Source organism: Paenibacillus sp. FSL R7-0345, assembly GCF_038595055.1.
Taxonomy (GTDB): Bacteria; Bacillota; Bacilli; order Paenibacillales; family Paenibacillaceae; genus Paenibacillus_AQ.
In genome coordinates, this window is sequence record NZ_CP152002.1 from 4,430,968 (window position 1) to 4,455,112 (window position 24,145).

Consider the following 24,145-nt stretch of genomic DNA (forward strand, 5'->3'; position numbering starts at 1 on the left):
CATAATCAAGCAAAGCCCCATCCGGTAAAGATGGAGCCTGGATGTATGTTTTTAGGTTGTTATGTAATCTGTCCTGTTTTCAGCCTCAGGCAATTGCACGCTGATCTCCTCAAAATAACGTTCGAGCAGACCTCTGACAATGTGCTTTATTGTTTTACAGTATGCTTCATCGTAGTTATAGATGTCGTCAAATTCATTTTCAACAGCTCCTGTACAATTGCCTGAACAGAATCCTTCCAGCTCACAATTGATACAGCCAGTGGAATTAGAGTACGCTCTCATACCATAGTAACGATAAGCCTCACTGGAAAAAATATCCTGAAACGAATCTGTATTCCCTAACTTTTTGGAAGTCGTTTTACAGGCATATGCATTACCATCAGGCTCGATACTGATTAGCCGGCCAATGGTCGGACAGGTTTTCCAGGCTCTTCTTTCCATCCATTCATCCGGATGAACAATCCCCCAGAAAGACTGATACCAATAACCCGATAACAAGACTCCTTGAGCCTTGGCATAATCATACGCAGCCAAAATCCGTTCAGCAATCTCTATAGAACCGAATTTTCTATAAAATTCAAAATCAAAGGACATGATAATTTCAATGCTTTTAATTCCCATCTTTTTGGCGTAATCTATGAGTTCGTAATTAAAATGAGCCCAGGTTTCCTCGGACATTACCGACTGCAGCTCAATATTAATATTAAAATCCCTAAGCTTGCCGATATTTTTATCCAGAGTACTCCATTTTATTAAATTGTTGCCCTCTCCGCGAAACTCACCAGTGAGATAATCAATATAATCAATGCTGACTGCTACACGCACCTTATGCTCAGCTAACAGTCCCAAAATGCTGGAAGGCAGATATGAACCATTTGTCGTTACTCCATATTCCAAAATGACTCCTCTATTTATACCGTCACCAAAATATGTTAATACTTCTTCTATAAGTTTACTGTTCAAAAAAGGCTCCCCGCCGAAAAATTCAACAGACAGTTTGTTTTTCCCATTCTGGCGAATGGTTTCAATTGATTTTTCAATGGCCTCTTTTGCAACTTCGAAAGACATTGCCTGCTGCGGAAATCTTACCATGTCTGTGTCTGTCTGCTGACCGGAATCATTATAATCGAAAGTGCTGCAAAAACAATAGCTGCAACTCATATTACATTTGTTGGTTGTCGAAAGATGTACCCTGTCAAAGTATGTTCCTGTATGTAATTCTTGCTGTCTTTGATCCAGCTCCCACTCTAATAAAGCCCGTTCATCTTCCTCTATTTTATATAAGTAGTTCAATTGCAGCAGCTCATTAAACATTTCCTCACCGAAATAGTTTAATATTTCATTTTTCGAAACTGTTTGGCGGCTATCAAAAAAATCATTACACTCCTTTGAGACTATCCTTCCATTCCCATATAAAGCGTTATACATATAATAATAATCATCTGTTATAGAATATCGAATCAAGTTAGGTGCCTGTTTAAAAAGAGTCTCCATATTTTAGCCTCCAATGTAAATTAGAAGGGACATCCATGAACCTTATTGGTTCACAGATATCCCCGGTTTGGTATCCTTAACAAGGACGGTTGGTTGTCAATGGATCCAGGTTAGGTTTTACAGACGAAGGATGAATAATTACCGGTTTTTTCATAATTCCACCTCCCTTTCTATGCTTAACCCTGGGAATCTGAAGATGTAATAATAAATTATTTATGAGATTTTTTCCCATAAGTTATAATTAATATTAGTTTATTTATCGAGGTTATAATGTTATAAATATCATATTTTCATTTTTTTGTTTATTAAACCATTTAAAATACAAAAAAAGCCCATCGCTGGGATGGACCTCATTCATACTTGTAATTCGCCTAACGATAAACAATTAGCTCTGTGTTATAGCTAAAAACGCAAAAAACTGCATTTTCATTAAATCGGAGATTTAATCTACCGTTAATGAAATGCAATTTCTTCTACACGAAAGCTACTTACACGCTGGCACGAGCGGGCAAAGAGGAACAGAAACAATTCCGCGGAGTCACTCTACCGGAGCTTAAAGAGCAATTAAACCAAGGAGAAATCGACCATCTTTTATTTGAAGATGAATCCATGATAAGGGCCTATTTGACTTTGCAGTACAACTGGTGCATTAATTTAAATATTAATCATTATCATTAAAAATCTTTAAAAGCACTTAAATTATCCCTATGGTTTAGTGCCGCTTGTATTGTTACGGATCGCAGCAATCGAAACAGCAAAAAACGTTTGCTATGTACTGCTAGCAAACGTTTTTTGCTGCTCTCCCCACCTTGGCGGGGTGACGGGAGTGACGCCCAGACACCGAGACTCCCAAGCCTACTTCTTCGACGAGTACTTCCGCATATCAAACGATACCGCAGCGATGATAATTAAGCCTTTAATGATCAATTGATAATAAGGGCTAATGCCGATAAAGGTCAGACCGTAGTTAATGAGGGTGAAGATGATAACCCCGACGAGTACACCCGGAACAGTACCGATACCGCCTGTAGTAGATACGCCGCCGACTACGCAGGCTGCGATGGCATCAAGCTCGTACATGTTACCATAGTTGTTCGTAGCGCCGCCTGTTCTTGCTGCTTCAAGTACACCAGCCAGACCGTAGAGGGCACCAGCAATCGCGTAGATGTAGATCAGGTTCTTGGATACGTTGATACCGGATACCTTGGCAGCCTGCATGTTGCCGCCGATGGCGTACATGTTTTTGCCGAGCTTGGTTTTGTTGAACAGCACCCAGACAATGGCCGCGACGACTATCGCTATTATGACGATATAAGGTATCGAATACTGGCCGCTGCCGATGAAGCCGGAGCCGATCTTGGTGAAGTCAGGACGCAGACCGCCGATTGGCTGGGACTGGTTCGGGTCCATATCGAAGTACAGGGAGTTCAGACCGTAGACGATGAGCATCGTACCGAGAGTGGCAATGAACGGTGGCACATTGAGCTTGGAAACGATGATCCCGTTAATTAAGCCGCAGAGGAGACCTGCAATGATGGCAATTACGATTGGAAGCAATACATGCACCTGCGGCAGATCCGGGAAGAAACGACGGGAATAATCCGGGATTTGCAGCATCGATGCCGAGATAACAGCGGTGAAGCCGACTACGCGTCCTGCCGATAAGTCGGTACCTGCTGTAATCAGGATGAAGGCCACCCCGAGGGCGATAATGACACGGGTTGAAGACTGGATCAATACGTCACGCAAAGTGTTAATCGACATAAAGCTTGGTTCGTATACGATAATTCCCATTATAAGAATAACAAGTACGATATAGATCGCATTCTGGGTTATAAAGGATTGTGCTTTTTTTACATCCATGAGTAGTGTTCCTCCTTAAGTGTTACGCGAAGTTTTACGATTCTAATGTGAGCTGAACCAGCTGTACCGGAAGCACATCTGACTTCGCTGTTCTGGCTGCTCCTATCCTAATGCTGTGCGGCGAGACGCATAACTTCGGTTTCCGTAGCCTGGTCGCCTTCTAATATTCCTGTAAGCTTTCCTTCAGACATCACCATTACACGGTCAGACATCCCCAGCAGCTCCGGCATCTCGGATGAGATCATGATGATGCTCTTGCCCTGCTTCGCCAGGTCGGCAATGATGGAATAAATCTCAAATTTGGCACCGACGTCAATTCCGCGGGTCGGCTCATCGAGCAGCAGAACTTCAGGCTCGGTCAGCAGCCATCTGGCCAGCAGCACCTTTTGCTGGTTACCGCCGGAGAGGTTCATAATCTGTACCTTGGTGGTCGGTGTCTTGGTGCGGAGCTTCTCGATCATCCGGTCGACCTCAACCTTTTTCTTCTTGCCGTCAAGCAGCAGGTAGGGTTTACGGTAGCGGTCGAGGTTGGCAATCGCCCCGTTTTCATGAACAGACAGCACCGGGAAAATACCGGTCACACGGCGCTCTTCCGTCAGCAGCGCCAGCCCGTGCTTTTTGGCATCCTGCGGTGAATTGATGTTAACCTTTTTACCGTCGATGGAGATACTGCCGGACTGAATCGCCCGCAGTCCGAACAGGGCTTCAATGACCTCGGTCCGCTGTGCACCCACGAGTCCGCCTACCCCGAGAATTTCGCCCCGTCTAAGATTGAACGAGACATCCTTAAACGATCTTGGTTCCGGAGAGGTCAGGCCTTCTACCTTCAGATAGACTTCGCCGGGAACATTGCTGCGTTCCGGGAAGCGGTTCGTCAGGTCACGGCCGACCATTCGGGAGATAATCAGGTCCGTTGTCAGCTCGGCTGACGGCCAGGTGCCGATTTTTTTACCGTCACGCATAATGGTTACTTCATCAGAGATTTCCAGAATCTCTTCCATCTTGTGAGATATATAGATAATAGCTACGCCTCTTTTTTGCAGGTCCCGGATAATCCGGAACAAATGCTCAACTTCCACGCTTGTCAGGGAAGAGGTCGGCTCATCCATTACAATAACGCGGGAATGAAAAGAAACGGCCTTCGCGATTTCAATGGATTGGATTTTCGATACAGACAGCTTGCCCACCAAGGTTTCGGGACTCAGATCAATATCCAGGTCCTTGAACAGGCTTGCCGTATCCGCATACATTTTTTTGTGGTCAATGAACTGGATCGGCCCGAAGCCCTTAGTCGGAAAACGTCCCAGCCAGATGTTCTCCATCACGCTCCGGAAAGGTACCGGATGCAGCTCCTGGTGAATCATCGAAATGCCGTGCCCGAGGGCATCGTTGGAGTTGGTAATATTGGCTTTTTCGCCATCCAGAAAGATCTCACCGGCGTCCGGTGAATAAATGCCAAAGAGACATTTCATCAATGTTGATTTTCCGGCCCCGTTTTCGCCCATGAGTGCATGTACCGAACCCGGTCTAACCTTGAGGCTGACTCCATCCAGCGCCTTAACGCCGGGGAATTCTTTTGTAATATTGTTCATTTCCAGCAAAAACTCAGCATTAGCCATGTTGTTACGCCCCCTACGCTTTTTTCTTTTTCCATGAGAGGCACAGCGGTTCTATCCTGTTCCCTACCCTTAAGGAAGTCCGGAGAGCGGATGGACCCGCTCCCCGGTTATCATTTTTATCTATTAGATCTGTTACCAGAAGCTATTATTGCGCGTCAGCTACGTTGTCTTTAGTGATCTTTTTGTAGGAGATCCATACGTATTGGTTGTCAGTGATATCGAAGCCTACGTTGTCTTTCGTTGGAGTTTCGCCTTTAGCCAGCAGTGCTGCAACAGTGATTGCCGCTTTACCCTGGTTGTTCGCATCGTTCAGCACTGTTCCGAGCATGGTGCCGTCCTGCAGGGCCTGAACAGCTGGTGCAGTAGCGTCAACACCTACTACCGGCATGTATTTGTCGCCAGTGAAGTAGCCTTGCGCTTTCAGAGCTTCAATTGCGCCCAGTGCCATGTCATCATTGTTAGCCAGAACAGCTTCGATCTTGTCGCCGTGGGAACCAAGGAAGGCAGCCATTTTTTCCTGGCCTTTAACGCGGTCCCACATTGCAGTATCTTCAGCCAGCTTTTCAACCTTGATGCCGGCATCTTCGATAGCCTGGATGGAGTAAGTCGTGCGCAGCTCGGCATCCTGGTGTCCCGGTTCGCCTTTGAGCATTACGTACTGGAGCACGCCGTCACCGTTTTTGTCAGCTTCAGGGTGAGCTTTCCAGTAGTCAACAATCAGCTGGCCGGACATCGTGCCGGACTCTTCTGCTTTTGCGCCTACATAATAGACTTTATCCCATTTCTTCATATCTTCAGGCAGCGGTTCGCGGTTTAGGAATACTACCGGAATGTCAGCAGCCTTTGCTTTGTCGATGATAACGCCTGCAGCGGTACGGTCAACCGGGTTGATCAGCATGCCGTCATATTTTTTGGTAACAAACAGGTCAACCTTATCATTCTGTGTCGGCTGCGAGTTTTGGCTGTCTACAATATCTACAGTCGCGATGCCTTTGGCAGCTGCGTCAATCGCGTTACGCACGCCAGTCATGAAAGTATCATCAAATTTGTAAATCGCTACCCCAACCTTTGGCGTTTCACCGCTGCTGGTATTCGCTGTGTCCGCTGCCGCATTGCCGGCAGGAGCATTTGTTGCAGCTGTATTAGCAGAGTTGTCGTTATTGCCGCCGCAGCCTGCCAGAGCTGCACCCAGTAATGCACTAGCCAGTAATACGGAAGTGAGTTTTTTCATAATTTAATGACCTCCTGGTGATGTTTCTTTATTATTAGTGTGTCCGTGTCTCAGGCACATCCTTATTATGCCCCACATGAAAACGGTTGCGAATATAAAATCCTACTGTCTTTTATGAAAATTCTAATATAATAAAAATCTTATTTTACAAACGGAAACAGCAGCTTCTGGTTCTCGGGATACAGCATATTGTCCAGATCAATCAGCTTCGTACCTGTATCCACGCGCTCCGGCACAACCATTCCCTCTACCGCTTCCACCGCATATTTCACCGCCAGATAGCCGTTGCTGAACGGATTCTGGATAACCGTAGCCTGAACGGTGCCGTTCTGCAGCAGCTCCAGCATGGACGGAGAGCTGTCAAAGGCGACCATTTTGATAATATTGTCGAGTCCCTCACTTTGAATAACCTTGCCCGCTCCCTGTGAGGCTGTCTCGTTCAGCGTAGCGATTCCCCGCAGTGCCGGATGGTTCTTCAGCATTTGCCGGGTCAAGGCCTCGGCTTCCGTAGTGTTCGAGGAGGTGTAGGATATCTGCACCACATCAATGTTAGGGTAACGGGCAGCATAGTTCAGGAACCCCTTCTCCCGCTCATCCGCATCCCGGGCACCATAATCAATCGAGCCGATCTCCTGCTGTTCATTTAAAGATGCGCTCGTAAAATTAAGAATGCCGATCTCCCCCGTGCCGTTAAGCAGCGTAATCAGGCGTTCGGCAGATTTCTGCCCGGCCTCATAGCCGTTGGAGCCGACATACGCCCGTACCTTTGCAGAGCCGACCTCGGCATCGACCGAAATGACCGGGATTTTGGAGTAAGCCGCCTGATCGACAACCTGGGCTAACCCCATATAGCTGCTGGCCGCCAAAATAATAGCATCCGCGTGCTGGCTGACCGAATCCTGCACCATGGCCACCTGCTCATCAATCATGCTCTCGGAATCCGGAGCCTTGAAGGTAAGATTGACATTGAACTCTTTGGCAGCCGCTTCCGCTCCAAGCTTGACCGTATTCCAATAGTCACCTTTGTTCATTTTGACGATCATATGAATGTTACGTGTGTTCTTGGTGTTGATATAGACAGGCGACGTGTTGAAGCAGGAGGTAACCGTCAGCCAGACCAGTCCGCACATCAGCAGTGTCAGCAACAAACGTATTATTTTCATAACGGCTCCTCTCCTCCCGTACTCTCTTCGTCCGTCCTGCTGCTTACCGCCGGAAAAATAATCGTGACCTCAGTCCCCTCTTCCAGCTCACTTTCAAAGGTTAGCCCGAATTCACGGCCGTAATAGAGCCCGATCCGCTCGTTCACATTGCGTACTCCGACACCGGAGCCGCTGCCGCTTTTTCCGCCGCCGCTCAGAATCGTATTCAGCGTCTCCCGGGACATGCCGATCCCGTTATCGCTGATTTTAATGACAATCAGATCATCCGCCAGCTCTGCGGTAATCAGCACCATGCCTTCATCCGGCGACATTTCAATGCCATGGTAAAGCGCGTTCTCCACAATCGGCTGCAAAATCAGCTTAATCGTCTGAAGCGGCAGCACCTCATCCTGCGCTTTGATCTCGAAGCGGAATTTATTTTTGAAACGGAAGCTCTGAATCACCAGATAATGGCGGATATGATCCAGCTCCTCCTGTACGGTAATAATGTTATTTCCTTTGCTGAGACTGATCCGGAAAAATTTCGAGAGCGACTGGATCATTGTGATGACCTCATCATTTTTGCCGCGTTCGGCCAGCCTGACGACAGAGTTCAGCGTATTGTACAGAAAATGCGGGTTAATCTGCGACTGTAGCACCTCCAGCTCACCCTTGCGCTTCGTCTCCTGCTCATAGATGATCTGGTCCATCAGCTGGCGGATCCGCTGCAGCATCAGGTTAAAACGCCTGGACAGCTGCTCCACCTCATAAGCACCGCTCACATTGATCGGCGTATTAAGATCCCCGTCACCCACCTGCTTGACTGTCCGCTCCAGCTTGCGGATGGGGCTGGCAATCAGCCAGGAGAGGAAGACGGATACCGCAATTACGCAAAGGATAACCACAGCCAGAAACCAGATCAGAAACTGGTTCAGGTCACGTTTGGTTGTTACAATCTCATCGTAATAGGCGACGCCGACGATTTTCCAGCCGGTCTCTTCCACCGTACGAACGGTGATAAAACGCTTCTCCCCGGTCGATTCATCGAGATAGCTCCGGTAAGCATACTCAAGAACCGGCTCTACATTCTCATACTTCAGGCCGGCATAGATCAGCTGCTGCTGCGGATGATAAACGATGTTGCCGAGCGGATCGAGAATATAGGCGTATCCCCGCTTGCCGAGCTTAACCTGGCGGCTGAGCTGGTCAATCGTCCGGAAGTTAAAATCTATCAGCAGAATGCCTGACTTCAGTTCCCCGTCCTGCTTGTACTCAATCCTTTTGCTGATCGACACGACCCAGGTATATTTTCCCTTGAACAGGTTCTGGATATGCGGTGCGGAATAGGAAATGTCCGGCGTTTTCTGGGCGCTGGTGAACCAGCTCTGACTCTGCAGCTGCGTGTTCAGCCGCATACTCTGGCCCGGTGTGCCGAGAACATACTGCCCCTGAGGGGTAAAAACAGCCACCGAAACCAGATCCTCGCGGCTGCTCATCAGCGTATCCATCCGTTCATAGAGCAGCGGCGAATCGATGGCAGCGCTCGTCGTAATCTGCTTCTCCGCCGTATCAAAAATGTTGCTCATCCCCTTCACGTACAGCTCCAGGTTGTAGTTTACCTGTTCGATGATCTGCTGCATGTTCAGGTTGGCGTTCTCCTCCGCAGTCTTGGCAAATTTGTTGTACAGCATAAAAGCGACAATGACCGCTACCAGCACAGCCACTGCCGTAAAAGAGAGGGTTATGATCAGCTGGATGCTCCGCAGCTTGGCAGAGAGCCGCATCCGGCCGCGCTGGCCGGACTGCGGACGCAGCGGGAAGAGATCCGCCTTGCTTTTGTTCATGAATTATCCTCCCCGGGAGCTGTTCTTGTACTCTTTGGGCGACTGCCCGTATTTTTTGCGGAAGCAGAAGCTGAAATAATTCGGGTCCGAGAAGCCGATCTTTTCCGCGATTTCAAATGCCTTCAGCTCAGTAGAACGGAGAAGCTCCTTGGCAGCCTCCAGACGGATCTGCAGCAGATAGCTGACAAAGGTCATTTTCATTTCTTTTTTAAAAATACTGCTGAAATATCCGGTGCTGATATGCAGGTGCTGGCAGACCCGGCCGATAGAGATGTCAGATTCCTCATAATGACTGCGGATAAAATCCTTGGCCTGATCGATCAGCTGCTTGTAGCTGGACTGCCGTTCAGAGGCGATAGAGTCCATCAGCCGGGTGCAGGTATTGATAATCCACTGCTTCGCTTCGCCCATATTATTGAACTTATTGATTTCGGACAGCGTAGAAATGCCTGCACCGATGAAGTCTGCTGCTTCTGTTCCCGACTCTTTGGCTACACGCAGGATGGACGTGATAATCTCCAGCAGAAAAATCTGATAATCCTGTGTAGAAACCTGCGCGGTATCCAGGCCGCCGAACAGCTCGTCCACAACCTCTTTCAGCTCCTGCACTGTGCCCAGCTTAATCGTACGGATCAGGGATTGCTGGGTCAGCTCGTCAAAAGCCAGCAGCTGATTGGATCTCGACTCGACATCCTCAATCCAGATCACTCTGTTGTTGCCGAGAATCAGCCGGTAATCCAGCGCCTGCATCGCATCAGCAAAAGAATTGAACAGCATGCCGGCCGACTGGCAGACCGTACCTGCCCCTGCTGTCACCGTCAGCTTGAGAAAGCGCTGCACGTTCTGGCGGATCTCTTCTAGAACCGTTAGCGTGCTGCCGGTAATCTCCGCTTCATCCGCCGCTTGACTGGCTGACAGCAGCACGACATCATCCCGGTGAATGAACACCCTGCCGAAGCCGTGCTTCTGGCATATTTCCTCGGCAATATTCAGGATGGCAAACAGCTGCAGATTGTGATCTCCGGTATCGCGTAAGGATACATGCCGGCTGCCTGCCCCCTGATTCTCTCCGGTATGGATATAATCAATGCTAATAACGGAAGCCTGGAATTGCCTGCCGTTAAGGTCAATGCTGTATTCTGAGCTTTTGTCGCTGATTTCCTTCAGCGGCAGCCGCCGGGACACCAGTGAGGAGAGGAACTGCTCCCGGAGCACGGGGAGGCTTTTGCGGTAATGCTCACTCAGCACATATACATTCTCCTTCTCGGCGATTTCCGCTTCAATGACTGCCCTTACCTTCAGAAGCACATCAATCAGCTCCTGCGATGAGAACGGTTTCAAAATATACTCATCAATCTGCAGCTTGATTGCCTTCTGGGCATATTCAAACTCATCAAAGCCGGTAAGAATAATAATCTTCGTATTGGGATGACGGCTGCGAATCCACTCGGCCAGCTGCAGGCCATTCATGAACGGCATCTGGATATCCGTGACCACTACGTCCGGCAGCAGACGGTCCACCACTTCGGCTGCTTCCCGGCCGTTCTCTGCCTGTTCAACCAGTTCAAAGCCGTATTTCTCCCAATCGATCTGGGCAATTATCCCTTCCCGTACATCCTCTTCATCTTCGGCAAGAATCAGTTTATACATGCATCATCCCTCTTTGAATTAAAAATGTTGTTCTAATAAAAAAAAGCATAAAGAGTGAGGGCTTAGACGGATCTCTCTTACGGTAAAAGAACGCCGGCTGATTCACTCCCTGCTGTTTCTGTTTAAAACAAATAAGTCTGCGAATATAGCAGGCATTTCACTATAATATTAGTCTGCCGGTTTGGCAAGGGTCAACATGAAGAATTTTCGCAGAAACGGGGATACGTGAAGAAACTGCTGGGAGAACGGGTGAATTACATCTATACATAACTTAGTAAGTCTGTGCAAAAAAAAACCATCCCGATAGCTCCGGGATGGGGATGATTGCATGTATAAGATTTACAGCAGGGCTTTGCTGAAACGGTAGCCTGCGCTTTTCTCGAATCCGATATGACGGTAAAAAGCATGCGCCGGCGCGCGCTCTACGCGGTTGCCGCTTCTGAGAAACAGCTGGCAGCAGCCTTTTTGGCGGGCCCAGTCTTCTGCGGCAGCAACCAGTCTTTTGCCAAGGCCGTGTCCTCTGAGCTCCTCTGATACGATCAGCGCGGTAATTTCCGTAATGCAGTCTGCCTGCTTGTAATAGGATTTCACCTGATGAAGATCAATCATTCCCACAACTTCATTATCCAGCTCAGCAACCATTGTGCAATGGAACGGATCATGCTCCATGCCTTCCATTCTCTCTTTCATCACGCTAAGCGTTGTCGGATAGCCGAATTCACGCAAAAGGGCTGTAACTCTCTCCAGGTCACTTGTACCCCATTTGCGAATTTGCAGTACTTGCTCCTGAGTACTACTGTTCATCCTCATATACCTCCACTTTTAGCATAGACGCTGCCTTTTTGGCTGCTGTCCGCGCGATATTCACATCTTCCGCCGCACTTAAGGCTACTGCCATCCGCCGTCCAGGGCGGATTTCAGGCTTGCCGAATACCCTTACCTGTGTGCGCGGCAGTGCCAGCGCCTCACCGATACCGGAGATGGTGAAGGCTTGTCCTTCAGTCTCCGCCTTCAGGGTAGCCGATGCCCCCGGTGTAACTAACGTTACCGGGTCCAGCGGAAATCCAAGAATGGCTCTGACATGCAGAGCAAATTCCGATAAATCCTGTGTAATCATTGTAACCATGCCGGTATCATGAGGTCTCGGCGATACTTCGCTGAACAACACACCCTGATCCGTAAGAAACAGCTCCACTCCAAAAATACCAAGTCCGCCAAGCTGATCGGTAACGGCTCTGGCAATGGACTGTGATTCGGCCAGCTGCTCAGCGCTCATCTGATGCGGCTGCCACGATTCAACATAATCCCCATCCTTCTGGATGTGGCCGATAGGCGGACAGAATACCGTGCCGCTTACCGTCCGGACAGTGAGCAGCGTAATCTCACTCTCAAAGGTAACAAACCCTTCGACAATAACGCGTGTCCCTTTGGCGCGCGCGCCTTCAAGTGCGATGTTCCAGCTGGCTTCAGCATCTTCAGGCTGTCTGCAGATGCTCTGGCCTTTGCCGGAAGAGCTCATAATCGGCTTAATGACGCAAGGGGTACCCAGCTCTTCCAGTGCTGCACGCAGCTCTTCCAGGCTGTCGGCGAACCGGTACGGCGCAGTCGGCAGGCCAAGCTCTTCGGCTGCCAGCCGGCGGATACCTTCACGGTCCATTGTCAGCCGGGCTGCACGGGCGGTAGGAATGACATTATAGCCTTCCTCCTCCAGCTCCAGCAGCGCATGTGTCGCAATGGCTTCAATCTCAGGCACAATAAGATCTGGCTTCTCTGCACGGATCAATGCTTTGAGTGCCTCTGCGTCGAGCATGTCAATGACATAGGATCGGTGAGCAACGCCCATCGCAGGGGCATTCGGATAACGGTCTACTGCTACGGTCTCTACGCCAAGGCGCTGAGCTTCGATAATGACTTCCTTACCCAATTCTCCGCTGCCCAGGAGCAGCAGCTTACGGTTTTGGGCTGAAAAAGGAGCTCCCCACATTGTCGATTCCAACCTCTTTCGCAAATTTAACTGCTGATTTTCAAGGTTTCTGTAAACGGACAGCAGTTTCATTGTAAATTTCCAGGCTCCTTTATTTTCTTCCATCAGCGGTTAATTTGCAAGTGTTCTTCGACATTTTCCTACAAACTTCACAGATCATTTTTCAAAAGCTCCCCGAAGGACTGTTCCAGGAGGTGCAGCTGTGACGCAATTTCATTCCAGTGCTCCGCTGAATCACCCCCTTTCAGCAGCTCTGACATCGCTTCCTCCCGTTCCTGCATCGCTTCATGCAGCCTGCCTGCAGCCATTGCTAATGCTGTGTTCAGGGCGACAGTATAAAAATCTAGCAGCAGCTCCTGCTCCGCTTCCGCCGCCCTGGTGAGAGCTTCCTTAAGCAGCGGCTCTGCTTCAGCGCGCAGCTCTGAACGGCCCGGCCCTTCAAAGAAATGGCGCGGCGATTTGAACCGGCTCCAGTAGGCAGGCCAGTCAAGCGGATTCAGGTGTGCCTCCAGCTTCTCCGGCGCAGTCCAGCGCTCCTGCCCGTTCTCCAGCAGCTCAAGCTCCCCGCCGGATAAAGACAGCTCTTCCGCCGCTGCCAGGGCCGCCTGACCGGCAAGCCGCTTCCCGGCCGCCTCCAGCCGTAGCGTTGTGGCCCATAGTTCCTGTTCCAGCTCCCGCTGCAGTGTACGTTCCAGCTCCCGGCCGCAGGCGGTAAAGATCTCCTTCAAATTGCGGGCATCCTCACGCAGCAGGGAAGGATGAAAGGATTCCTGAAAAAAACGGCCAAGCGCGAAGCTAATCCGCTGTCCGACATGGTAAATCAGCTCCGCGCCTTCACGCTGCAGATCACGGGCCGGCCGTTCTTCGGCCGCCAGCAGGGCAAGCCGCCTGGCAGCTGCTTCTTTACGGGCCTGCAGCTCCTGCAGCCCCGTTTCCCTCCTGCCTGCCTCAGCAGCCGCCAGCTCCCGCCACTCCTCTGCCCGCAGCCGGACCGAGGCGATGCTGCCCCGGGCCGCATTCAGCGACAGCTGCGGCAGCTCCCCGCCGGCGAACCGGGCCAGCGCGTCTTCAAAGGTGCGGAAGCGGGACGCTTCGTACCGTTCCCGGTCCATCCCTGTCTTGCCTTCCAGGGCCAGCAGGCTGGATAAAGCATAAATCCGCGGTGAGGTCAGGCCGCCTGTGCGCAGGTTGCCGGCTACATGTGCTTTTACCTCCTCCAGCTCTTCTTCGCTGCTTGCCAGATCGGAGGCATTGATGATAAAGAACATTTTATCCAGGGCAAAGCTGTCTTTAATTCTGCCGAGCTGGGCCAGCAAGCCGCGGTCTGCCTTGGAGAAGGCATGATTGTAATAGGTCACGAAGCAGATGGCATCGGCATCCTTCATATACCCGAAGGTTACGCCGGTATGACGGGCATGCAGGGAATCCGCTCCCGGCGTATCCACCAGTATGATACCGCTGGCGGTAAGCGGGCAGTCGTAATACAGGTCCGTCCCCTGGATAAAGCAGGCCTGTGTCTCATCTGCAACCAGACTGCGGTATTCCTGCAGATCCACCGTCCGGACCGTGCCGAGCCGTCCTTCCGCCTTCGGCCAGCCAGCCGCTGCAGCCCGCAGGAATCCGATATGCGGCAGCGCCGACGGATGCAGGCCGCCGGCCTGCAGATTAGCTGCAACCGATATCCAGGTCTGCTGCTGCGGCGCCGGCAGCTGAAGCACACTAAAGGAATGGACAATATCGTCCCAGAATTCCTGCTGGGACTTCATTGTTATGAGTGCATCCCCGTGCAGGTACGCTCCCTCCGGCGCCAGAATGCGCCCGACGGCGGCTGTGGCGGGATGCGGAGACACCGGCAGCACGTCCTCGCCCAGCAATGCGTTGGCGAAGGAGGACTTGCCGGCGCTGAACGCCCCGAACAGCGCCAGTGTAAAGCGGCCGGCGGCCAGGGTCTGGGCCCGTGCCGCCAGGCTGCGCGCCGCCGAGGCCATCGCCGGCTCGCAGCGCAGCAGCTCCGCCGCAGCGTCCAGCACCGCTGCGGCCTTGCCCAGCCGGCGGCGCCCGCCCGCCGGCGACCCCGCCGCCGCCCAGTCCGGGGCGGCGGAAGGGCCAGCCGCGGCGCTGTGCCGCGGCTGGGCTGCACGCGGCGCAGCCTCTGGCGCGGCCGCGTGCGTGCTTGCCCTTACCCCCGGCAGGGCACCGGGGGTGAGGGCGCGGCGCTGCGGCAGCAGCGCCGCAAGGCTTGCGCGCGGGCGTCCGCCGCGCGGTCAAGTGCCGCAAGCGCAGCGGCGGCATCCGCCTTGCGCAGCAGGGCGGCTTCGCGGCGCGCGAGGGCGGTGCGCCGCTCCCCGATGAGCGGCGGCAGCTGCGCCAGCAGCTCATCGCCGCCGGAGAGCGCAGCGCGGCGGTACTGCGCTTTGACTTCTGCCGCCAGCGTGCGGCAGAAGTTAAGCAGCGCCTCGCCGCTGCCGGACGTTCCCGGCTTCACCTGACCCGCGAGCCACTCGCGGCTCACCGCCGGGAAGCTCTCCTTCAGCCGGGCCTCCGCCCCGTCCTCCCACACTCCCAGGCCTTCGGCCCATTCACGCACCGCCTGCAGAAGGTGCCAGTCCAGCTGGCCGGAAATTTCCCGGCTCTGCAGGCTATGCCAGGCGGCAAGCCGTTTCTCCTGCTCCTTTTCCCGCTTGGCAGCAGTGAACAAAAGCCCGCGCCGGAATCCGGGCGACAGACTCTCCACGTAAGCACCAGCCGCCTCCCTGACATCCGCAGGCATCAGATTGCTGTTTCCCAGCAGCGTATCAAGCGTGCTGCGCAGAGTATGCCGCGCTTCCTCCTCCAGTCTCTCCAGCTTATCTGCTTCCCCGGCGCTTGCCGCTAATTCCTGCTGAATTGCCGCAACGCTCGCTCCTTCCGTTTCCTCCTTCAGCTGTTCCCGCTGCTCACTCTGTTCTTCCGCATATGCAGTTACCAGGGTATCAGCAATATGATGGGCTGACCGGGACAGGCTGTATTGCAGCAGCTCCTCACGCCGGTCCAGCAGAGCAGCAATCAGCTGCAGCAGTTCATTCCATTGATTCAGCGGGTGCTCCTCCACCTTCAAAGAGGTGAATAAAAGCCCGGCCGCCTGAATGCCCCAGGACTCGAAAGCGCTTTCCAATTGCTGCCGGTACTCGGTAATCGGAATTTCGCGCTGGCGGTGCTTGTCGATCTGGTTGACAATAAGATACAGCGGTTTTCCCCAGTCACTGAGATTTTTGGCAAAAGCCAGGTTATTTTCGGACTGCACATGATTGTAATCCATCACATAGAACACCACATCAGCCAGATGCAGCGCCGAGCGGGTCGCCGCCTGATGGCCGTCATCAGTGGAATCAACTCCAGGCGTATCCATCAGCACACCATGCCCGCCGAGGAGCGGTACCTGTTCCCACACCTCAATAGCCGTATATTCACCGCCGTTGCGGCAATATTCCTGCAGCTGGTCCGGCGTAGTTTCCCAAGGGATTACTGGTACATTCTTCTGCGCCGGCACCGGATACAGCGTTACACGCGGCTCCCCGCAGCGGATCGACACAACGTTTGCACTGGTCGGCACCGGGCCTGAGGGCAGCACATTGCTGCCGCAGAGCTTATTGATCATGCTTGACTTCCCTGCAGAGAAATGTCCGCAAAAAGCCAGCGTCAGTTCATCCTTCTGCTCTTTACTCTGCAAATCCGTAATAACTCTGGCCGTTTCAGCTTCATCCCACTGATCCATCAGCCCTTTAAAAGAGGATAACGCTGAATCCTTTACCTGCTGCTGTTCCAGCTTCGTCTGTTCTGCCTGCACAATGGCCCACCTCCGCGTTTCCTTAAAAATTCTCAACTATATAACTATGTACTTCAATATTCATATGTCCATTAACTGTAAATAACCGCTTTCAATTACCTGTAATCGTGTCGGATATTTCAAAACATTTTATTTCAAATTTAACAGTCCGCAGATTACCTACATTTTATCACCTGTTTGTCACAAATCAAATCATTACGTTTTACAAAAACAGCTATAATCCCCTACAAAACTACAGGTAAACAAACGGGATCTGTACTTGCAAAAGGTTTGGCATTGGCCGTAGAGGCGGAATTGAGGAAGTTACACAGAATGTTAGTGCGAGTCTGATTCTGGGGGATCTTATTCACATTTAGGATGTATGTATCATCGATACACTCTGTTGTATTCTGTAGGTGCTCTAACCTCATCTAATGCACAAAGTACAATCACTTCAGGTGGTATTTATTGCTATTACCCAATGGGTTTGCGGTTTGCAGTTTTCGGTTTGCGGTTTGCGGTTTGCGGTTTACGGTTTGCAGTTCAATCCATATAACTGCACTCTGTACAACTAAACCATCTGTTTTTGTTCAAAAATAACGAATAGCTGTATCCTGTACACTTATATGATCACGAAAAGTGTGTTTTAGCCTTTTCAGCCGATTATAGCTGCACAAAGTACACTTATATTGAAAAAGTACCTCCAGCCGCAAGCTTTAGTTGTACAAACTGCAGTTAAGTCTCCTAACCGCCTTAACGCCTTTAACTAATCCGATCTAATCAGCCAAGAGCTCCTCCATCGCTTGAACAGCCAGCTTCAGCGCCAGTAATCTTCTTTCCAGCAGCGTTCTTTGCGGACTTCCCGCTTTTGACTTTACGTAACTGTTTTCAACAGATGTTGTTAATCCGATAAGAACGGTACGGGCTTCTGTTAAATCTTCAGGAGTATAGGGGTGAAAATTTCCCTTCTGCCCCCAGACGTGTTCCAGCACAGCCAAGCCGGTGCAGACTGCATGGAGCCGTTTCTTAACCAGAGTAGTATTTGCTCCGCTTTGAGTCATCTGGGATAAGGCGCTTTCCAGCTTTCGAATCGTGGATTGCAGCGACTTCAAAGATTCCACTTGATCTGTATTTAATGATCTCACTGATTCATCTTCCATATATACAGCCTCACTTTCTGGTTAGCAGATATATAAAAAAACCGGCCCCTGCGGGCCGGCTCTTCCTGTACATTAATATTAAGCTGTTTCCAGAACCGGAAGCAGAATTTCGAATACTTTACCGTGCTGAAGAATAGTCAGGCCGCGGGACTTGTCCTTCATAACGACAACCTCTGGCTTCTGGGACATACGCTCCAGATAGTGTTCAGGCACATCGCCGGAGTGGCTGATCGTGATGCCTTCCACTTCCTGCTCTTCATTTTCTTCAAGCGGACTTTCTACTACACGGTCGAAAATATCGGAAAATGTCTCAAAATTATCAGTATACACGGAAATGCACTTCATCTCTATCCCATCCTCTTCTTCATCTCTAACTTCTTTGTTGCTCCCGCTTCAGTCTTAGTTTTCCTGATTGCTGCGGTTTTCATACGTTTTTTGCCCTCCCGGCATACGTCGAGCAGTGGACACACCTGACATGCCGGGTTCTGTGCTTTGCAGTGATAGCGTCCGAAAAAAATCAGCCGGTGATGCGTGAGCGTCCACTCCTCACGGGGCACCGCCTTCATCAGCTTCTTCTCCACTTCCAGCACGGAATCATCCCAGCCCGCAAGCGCCAGCCGCTTGGCTACACGCTCCACATGGGTATCTACCGCGATAGCCGGTACTCCAAAAGCATTGGAAACTACAACATTGGCTGTCTTCCGTCCGACACCGGGTAAGGTAACCAGCTGGTCATGAGCCTGGGGCACTTCTCCGCCGTACTGCTCGATCAGAATCGAGCAGAGGTTCTGAATATGCTTGGCTTTGTTACGGAACAATCCGATGCGCCGGATGTCATTCTCCAGCTCCTCCAAAGGAACGGAAACGTAGTCCAGCGGGGATTGATACTTCTGAAACAGGTCCACTGTCACTTTATTTACTGTTGCGTCCGTACATTGGGCCGACAGCAATACCGCAATCGTTAGCTCGAAGGCGTTCTTGTGATTCAGTTCGCAATGCGCATCAGGAAACAAGTCTCCAATAGTATCCAGAATGTGGCGGACCTCTGCAGCTTTCATAGCGTCCCCTCCACGGAGTATTTACACTCGGGGTTGTTCATACGAGCGTACCTTCTCATAATCTGCAGAAATATAAGGATCCATTCAGTGAGGAGCTTACCTATTCTTATATTTCAAAAAAAACGTCTTGACGCAGTTAGTGTTTACGCTGCGTCAAGACGGTGTTTCACACGGAAATCCACCATAACATTATTGTTTCACAATTTCAACTACAACGTCATTATTAAAATACATTATAATATTATCATTTTCTTTGAGAGATTGCACGGATAAAGTCGTGTCACCTTGATGAATATATACATTTGCCGCCAGTTTATAGCGGTATGCATCATTCAGATTAGTACGTTTAACCTGCAGCTCATTGGTTGCGGTATCCACCCGTGAGAATACTTTGCTGATCTGACTCAGCACACGGATCAGAACTACACCATCCGCATCCTTGCGTACTTCCACGCGGTCTGCTGTTGTCACATTACTTAGTGATGTTGTCGTAACACCGTCACGGACTACTCTTACTCCGCTACCGGCTGTAAAGGCCTGTGATGCCCCTGTGTAATCCTTAACAGTCAGCGTTCCTGCAGCAGCATCCACCGCAGCCACCTGGCCGCTGCTTAGCTTCACCGCCTGGATGGAAACCGGTGTGCTTCCGTCAAACTTCACATTGATGAAGCCGCCGACCTTCAGGTCACTGATGGTAATAGTCTGGCCGGCCTCATTGGTCATAGGAACGGTCAGCGTATAAATCTCACTTGTGCCGCCCGACCATTTTACACCCAGCTTATTGGTATTACTGTTCAGCGAGCTAATCTCAAGCTGCAGGTCAGACTGGACACGCAGTACGGAGATGATATCCTGGGTTCCGGACAGCACTGCCGTTACAGGGCTGTTGACTGCTACATCAGCAATGCTCGCTGATGCTCTGCCGAAATAATCAACGCTCACCGGATAAGGCAATGTCAGCGACTGGCCGTTAGCCAGCTTAAGTACAAGCATACGGGTTGTAGCGTTCAGTGATGTCAGGGTCCCGGTATACTTGGTTGTACTTTCGACAGACAAGGCACGGTCACCGACAGCATTTACATCAATCTTGCGGCCTTCGGTAAGTCTGGCTGCAATACCGGCCAGCGTTGGTGTAGCCACTCCGTCATAGGCAAGCTTGGTGCTTGCATTCAGCAGAACTACATGCGCTTTGTTGCTGCTGTCTGTAAAGGTAAGCAGCTGTGTTTTGGCATTATATGCAACTACAGTTGCGCCGCTGTACTGCTCAATCTGACGGCTGGTCACTTCAATTTTCGTAACCTGGTCACTGCTGTTCAGCGTCAGCTGTACATTATCTCCGCCCGTAGCATCAGCAATAAGGTCTGCTGCGGCCGGATTGGCTACAGTCGGAATCACGATAGCCGGCGATGCAGCCAGCAGCTTAACTTCGCGCGTACCGTCGGATTTTTTATAGACGATAGTTGAACCGGTAAGCTCAACAATATAACCCGATACCGTCCGTTCTGCAGCCGAAGTTACTTCAACTGAGGTAAGCACGTTATTTTTAACCGTGTATTTAACTGCAGCATTGGTTTTAAGGTCAGCTGGCTGCAATACGGCGTTCTGCGAGCTGAACAAGGTGCTGCCATCCTCCCAGTTAAAGGTTTCAACTGTACCGGATGCGTTTTTGAAGGTGATCTTTTTGCCAGATGTGTCGATGCTCTGAATGGTTCCGGAGGCCGTCTTGTTAACGATACCTGAAGTCACCTGAAGCTTAACCACTTTGCGGGAGCCGCTGAAAGTTTCGCGTGTGAGCTTAATTTTGCTGCCTGCCGTAACCGCCGAAGCGTCAATCACAGCATCATTCACATCCACAAAGGTTGTACTCGCATCATAGCTGTACTGATCATAGCCGGTCGGGGAATCTACCCAGATGACGCCCTGTGTAATTTTAGCAAAGGTCCCTTCAACACTCTCAATCTGCTGCACAGGATCAGTTACCTCTACATAGGCCGCATTGTAGGTTGCTCCGATTACTGTAACCTTAGTATAGGGCTGAATATCATTCAGACTGATTCTGGCTTCAGACGTGCTTGTAAAAAAGGCGGTTGATGAGGTCAGGTTATAAGTTGAATTAGTGGCATTGCTGAATAACGTCAGTTTGCCGTCCTTCAGCGAACTGATCGTACCCGATACCGTGTTGTCATACTGCAGCGAATTATGTGCTTCTGCCCGGCTGAAAAAAGTCGCCAGCTGCGCACGCGTTACTGCCCCTTGCGGATCAAATCGGTTTCCGTCCAGCCCGTTTGCAAGCCCCAGATCAACAGCAGCATTAATATAACCGCGCTTATTGGCAGAAACCTTTGCATCATCAGCGAAACCTGTTGGTTCACTTGCTACAGCTGCTGCCTCCGTGCTTTTGCCCAGTGCCCGGATCAGCAGCTCGGCCACCCATTCACGGGAAGCCTTGCGTTCACCCCAGGAAGTCTTGAGGTTGTCAGCAGCCATTTCTGCCGACTTGTCCAGCAGTCCTGACTGGAATGCAAGCACAACGTATGGTTTATAGTAATTATTTACCTGAAAGTTGGTTGGAAATACAACATCTGATGTGCTGTCCACGTTGTTCTGCAGTTTCATGAAGCGCAGCGCCATCAGAACCGCTTCCTGCTGCGTAACAGAATCTCCCGGACGGAACAGCCCGTTATTGCCGACAACGATGCCTTGTGAAGCCAGTTTATAAATATGCTTTTCCGCCCAGAAGCCTGTCTTGACATCACTGAAAATGCTGCCTGCCGCTACTGAGGATTGAGTTGTTGCCGCCTGAGCAGAAGTAGTGGACGGAGTAGCCGCAGTATCCGCAAACGCTGCACCTGCCCCGCCAAACGCGATAGCGCCGGCCAGAACAGCGGAAGCCGCCTGGGTAGAATAAGCTCTAAGAGTATGTTTTGATCTTTTTTGACCGGACAATGCGTTATTCCCCTCTCTGTATCCCGAATATTGTTCAGTTAGTGATTCGCCGGCCTGAGCCGTAATTCCTGCACCTGGTGCTACAAGCCGCTGTTCTCTCTAGTCATTGGATGCTCGAGATCCACATGTCCCATCAGGCTTTCCACCTGCTCGCCATCAACCAGAAGCTCAACTGCCTTTACATCGGCGAACTGGAAGAATGTCTTGGCGAGGGCACTGATTGCCATCGATTCGCCGCCGGCTCCAAGCTGTGCTTCATCCGGCTTATGGATGTCCAGCGTAACCTGCCCGTCTTTGAACTCAAGCGATTTCAGCTCGATGGCGCCCCAGAGCGAAATCTGCTCTGCGTTGCTGCTGGTCTGTAGCGCCTTAAAGCTTTCGGTGTATTTCTCTGTGTCATTGGCGAAGCTGATTGTTGCTGCCACACTGATCAGATCCAGCTGCTGAGGGTCGGTGAAATAGACCTCGATGCTCTGGCTCTGCTTCTGCGGCTGCGCCGGTTCAGCTGTCGCCGCCGGAGTTGGGCTTGGTTCTGCCGAAGGTGCAGTTGCAGCAGAAGGTTCAATGATCTCTCCGGCGCTGTCCGCTCCATTATCCGGAGTTGCTTCCGCATTTCCTCCAGCCCCGGTTACAGCTTCAGTGTTGTTCTGCGCGGCGTCAACGGTTGGAGCCGCAGTCGGTTTATCCCCGCAGCCGGCAATAAGCATCAGAAGTACAGCAGAAACTGCTGCATACGTTAATTTTTTGTTCATCAACATTACCCCCTATAGATGAATATGGGCAGACAGGAAGGCAAAGTCTGGTCAGACCGCCACTAAAGAGGCCAGACAAGACTTTGCGGCCCTTATCTGCCGCGTGGCTGCTATTTCAATCCCAGATATTCTTTGATTCCGCTAACCATGCCCGCTGCTACCTTATTCTGCAAGCTTTCTGTGAACAGCAGCGATTCATCGCCTTTGTTGCTTAGATAGCCAACCTCCAGGAGGACTGCAGGCATCTTGGTTTCACGGATGACGTGGAAATTCCCGTAGCGTACTCCCCGGTTACTGAGACCGGTAGCCTGCACAAGATACTTATGCATCACGTTAGCCAGCGCCTTACTGGATTCCCGCTGATAATACGTTTCCGTCCCGCTTGCGGCTGAGGAGCCGCTGCTGTTCGCATGAACGGAAATAAACAGATCCGCGTTAAGGTTATTGGCCATCGCCGCCCGGTCCTTCAGCTCAAGGAAGGTGTCATCACTGCGGGTCAGCACGACGTCAATATTATTTTCTTTTTTGAGCAGCTCCGCTGCTTTAAGTACGATAGCCAGATTAAAGTTCTTTTCGTATTTCCCTGTTACGCCAACAGCCCCTGAATCCTTGGCTCCGTGCCCGGCATCCAGCACTACCAGCTTCCGGCCGTTGTTGCCCGGCTGGGTTGACGGATTATCTGTGCTGACTGCATTCAGATCAACAACAATCAGCTTGGAGGTATCGCCTGAAACCTCGACAGAATAATTCTTGGCGCTGGTCGTATCAATTACAAAACGCACAGTATAAGGACTTGTGCTGTACAGGGAGTAACGGATAGCGGTCACATCCGGATAACCGGTTATTGCAAGACTGCCGCTGAGATCGGGATTCAGCACCTGCCCGGTTCCGAACAGATCAGAGAATGTCGCGTTCTCCAGATCAATTACGACCCGGTCCGGTCCGGTTACCTTGGATACCTTAGGTACCGCGTTACCATCCATGGCAATGGTCAGACGGTTCTCATTGAAGCTGATGCCGTTTACCATTGTCAGGTTCTTCGCCGGCTCTGCCGGAGGAACGACTACGGTTGACCCGCCGTCAACGGCTCCGCCCTCTGAGCCCGTGTTATTACCGCCGCTTTCCGGGGTAATAAGAGTTACGATCTTCTGATCGTTGTCCCAGCTGACAGTCAGCCCGAACTGTTCGCTGACAAACCGGATAGGTACCAGTGTTGTCCCGTTACGGTTCAGAGGGGCATTAGTGAGTATCACGGTCTTGTCATTAACCGAAGCAGCAGTCTGATCTACAACCAGCTTCATTGTAGTTCCTGTCTGCCCGATCGTTACCGTCTTGCTGGCCTGATCCCAGTCGACCTTGTAGCCGAGGTTTTCGGAGATCATTCTAAGCGGCACCATCACGGAGCCGCCTACATTCTCGACCGGAGCGCTCTGACCTGCAGTCAGTTCCTTTCCGTCGAGAAAAATCTTGTTGTTCGCGGCAGCAGCCTGTCCATGCTCCGGCAACACCAGTACAAAGAGCATCAGCAACAGTGTAAAAGCAAATTTCTTCATCCTTCACCTCTATGAATCTAGTATTCCGCCAGCTTATGGCGTTC

At 51.0% G+C, this 24,145-nt stretch carries 17 protein-coding genes; all 17 read right to left on the reverse strand.

All coding sequences use genetic code 11. The features are described 5' to 3' along the window. Positions 1-51: 51 nt before the first annotated feature. Positions 52-1,494, reverse strand: coding sequence for a radical SAM protein (locus NST84_RS19080; RefSeq protein WP_342561745.1), 1,443 nt, complete (start codon positions 1,492-1,494; stop codon positions 52-54). A gap of 855 nt (positions 1,495-2,349) precedes the next feature. Then, positions 2,350-3,357 carry a galactose/methyl galactoside ABC transporter permease MglC gene (gene mglC / locus NST84_RS19085; RefSeq protein ID WP_042178067.1) on the reverse strand — a complete coding sequence of 336 codons (1,008 nt, stop codon included), beginning with the start codon at positions 3,355-3,357 and terminating at the stop codon, positions 2,350-2,352. A 107-nt stretch (positions 3,358-3,464) separates the two neighbouring features. Next, the gene (locus NST84_RS19090) at positions 3,465-4,976 is read right to left on the reverse strand and encodes a sugar ABC transporter ATP-binding protein (protein ID WP_342561746.1); all 1,512 of its coding nucleotides are present in this window, start codon (positions 4,974-4,976) and stop codon (positions 3,465-3,467) included. 145 nt (positions 4,977-5,121) lie between these two features. Next, on the reverse strand, positions 5,122-6,207 hold the full coding sequence (locus tag NST84_RS19095; protein WP_342561747.1) for a galactose ABC transporter substrate-binding protein: 1,086 nt from the start codon (positions 6,205-6,207) through the stop codon (positions 5,122-5,124). A gap of 140 nt (positions 6,208-6,347) precedes the next feature. Further along, positions 6,348-7,370 carry a substrate-binding domain-containing protein gene (locus NST84_RS19100; protein WP_342561748.1) on the reverse strand — a complete coding sequence of 341 codons (1,023 nt, stop codon included), beginning with the start codon at positions 7,368-7,370 and terminating at the stop codon, positions 6,348-6,350. Further along, positions 7,367-9,193: a sensor histidine kinase gene (locus NST84_RS19105; RefSeq protein ID WP_342561749.1), complete on the reverse strand. Its 1,827-nt coding sequence runs from the start codon at positions 9,191-9,193 to the stop codon at positions 7,367-7,369. The genes NST84_RS19100 and NST84_RS19105 overlap by 4 nt, the downstream gene beginning before the upstream one ends. Before the next feature lie 3 nt (positions 9,194-9,196). After that, entirely contained in the window at positions 9,197-10,843 is a 1,647-nt protein-coding gene (locus NST84_RS19110; RefSeq protein WP_342561750.1) for a response regulator, read from the reverse strand. Between the two features lie 339 nt (positions 10,844-11,182). Beyond that, positions 11,183-11,647 (reverse strand): GNAT family N-acetyltransferase, encoded by a 465-nt coding sequence (locus tag NST84_RS19115; protein WP_342561751.1) that lies wholly within the window; start codon positions 11,645-11,647, stop codon positions 11,183-11,185. Further along, a complete protein-coding gene (gene purT / locus NST84_RS19120; RefSeq protein WP_342566474.1) occupies positions 11,637-12,827 on the reverse strand; it encodes a formate-dependent phosphoribosylglycinamide formyltransferase in 1,191 nt (396 codons plus the stop codon). The genes NST84_RS19115 and purT overlap by 11 nt, the downstream gene beginning before the upstream one ends. A gap of 149 nt (positions 12,828-12,976) precedes the next feature. After that, entirely contained in the window at positions 12,977-14,857 is a 1,881-nt protein-coding gene (locus tag NST84_RS19125; RefSeq protein ID WP_342561752.1) for a dynamin family protein, read from the reverse strand. A gap of 149 nt (positions 14,858-15,006) precedes the next feature. Further along, on the reverse strand, positions 15,007-16,653 hold the full coding sequence (locus tag NST84_RS19130) for a dynamin family protein (protein ID WP_342561753.1): 1,647 nt from the start codon (positions 16,651-16,653) through the stop codon (positions 15,007-15,009). Positions 16,654-17,408: 755 nt separating this feature from the next. Then, entirely contained in the window at positions 17,409-17,792 is a 384-nt protein-coding gene (locus NST84_RS19135; RefSeq protein ID WP_342561754.1) for a hypothetical protein, read from the reverse strand. A gap of 78 nt (positions 17,793-17,870) precedes the next feature. Continuing rightward, entirely contained in the window at positions 17,871-18,137 is a 267-nt protein-coding gene (locus NST84_RS19140) for a hypothetical protein (RefSeq protein ID WP_042178089.1), read from the reverse strand. Between the two features lie 2 nt (positions 18,138-18,139). Further along, the gene (gene nth / locus NST84_RS19145) at positions 18,140-18,850 is read right to left on the reverse strand and encodes an endonuclease III (RefSeq protein WP_342561755.1); all 711 of its coding nucleotides are present in this window, start codon (positions 18,848-18,850) and stop codon (positions 18,140-18,142) included. Positions 18,851-19,039: 189 nt separating this feature from the next. Continuing rightward, positions 19,040-21,796, reverse strand: a complete 2,757-nt coding sequence (locus NST84_RS19150; protein WP_342561756.1) for an S-layer homology domain-containing protein — start codon at positions 21,794-21,796, stop codon at positions 19,040-19,042. 80 nt (positions 21,797-21,876) lie between these two features. Further along, positions 21,877-22,548: a GerMN domain-containing protein gene (locus tag NST84_RS19155; RefSeq protein WP_342561757.1), complete on the reverse strand. Its 672-nt coding sequence runs from the start codon at positions 22,546-22,548 to the stop codon at positions 21,877-21,879. A 110-nt stretch (positions 22,549-22,658) separates the two neighbouring features. Continuing rightward, positions 22,659-24,101 carry an N-acetylmuramoyl-L-alanine amidase family protein gene (locus NST84_RS19160; RefSeq protein WP_342561758.1) on the reverse strand — a complete coding sequence of 481 codons (1,443 nt, stop codon included), beginning with the start codon at positions 24,099-24,101 and terminating at the stop codon, positions 22,659-22,661. Positions 24,102-24,145: the final 44 nt, after the last annotated feature.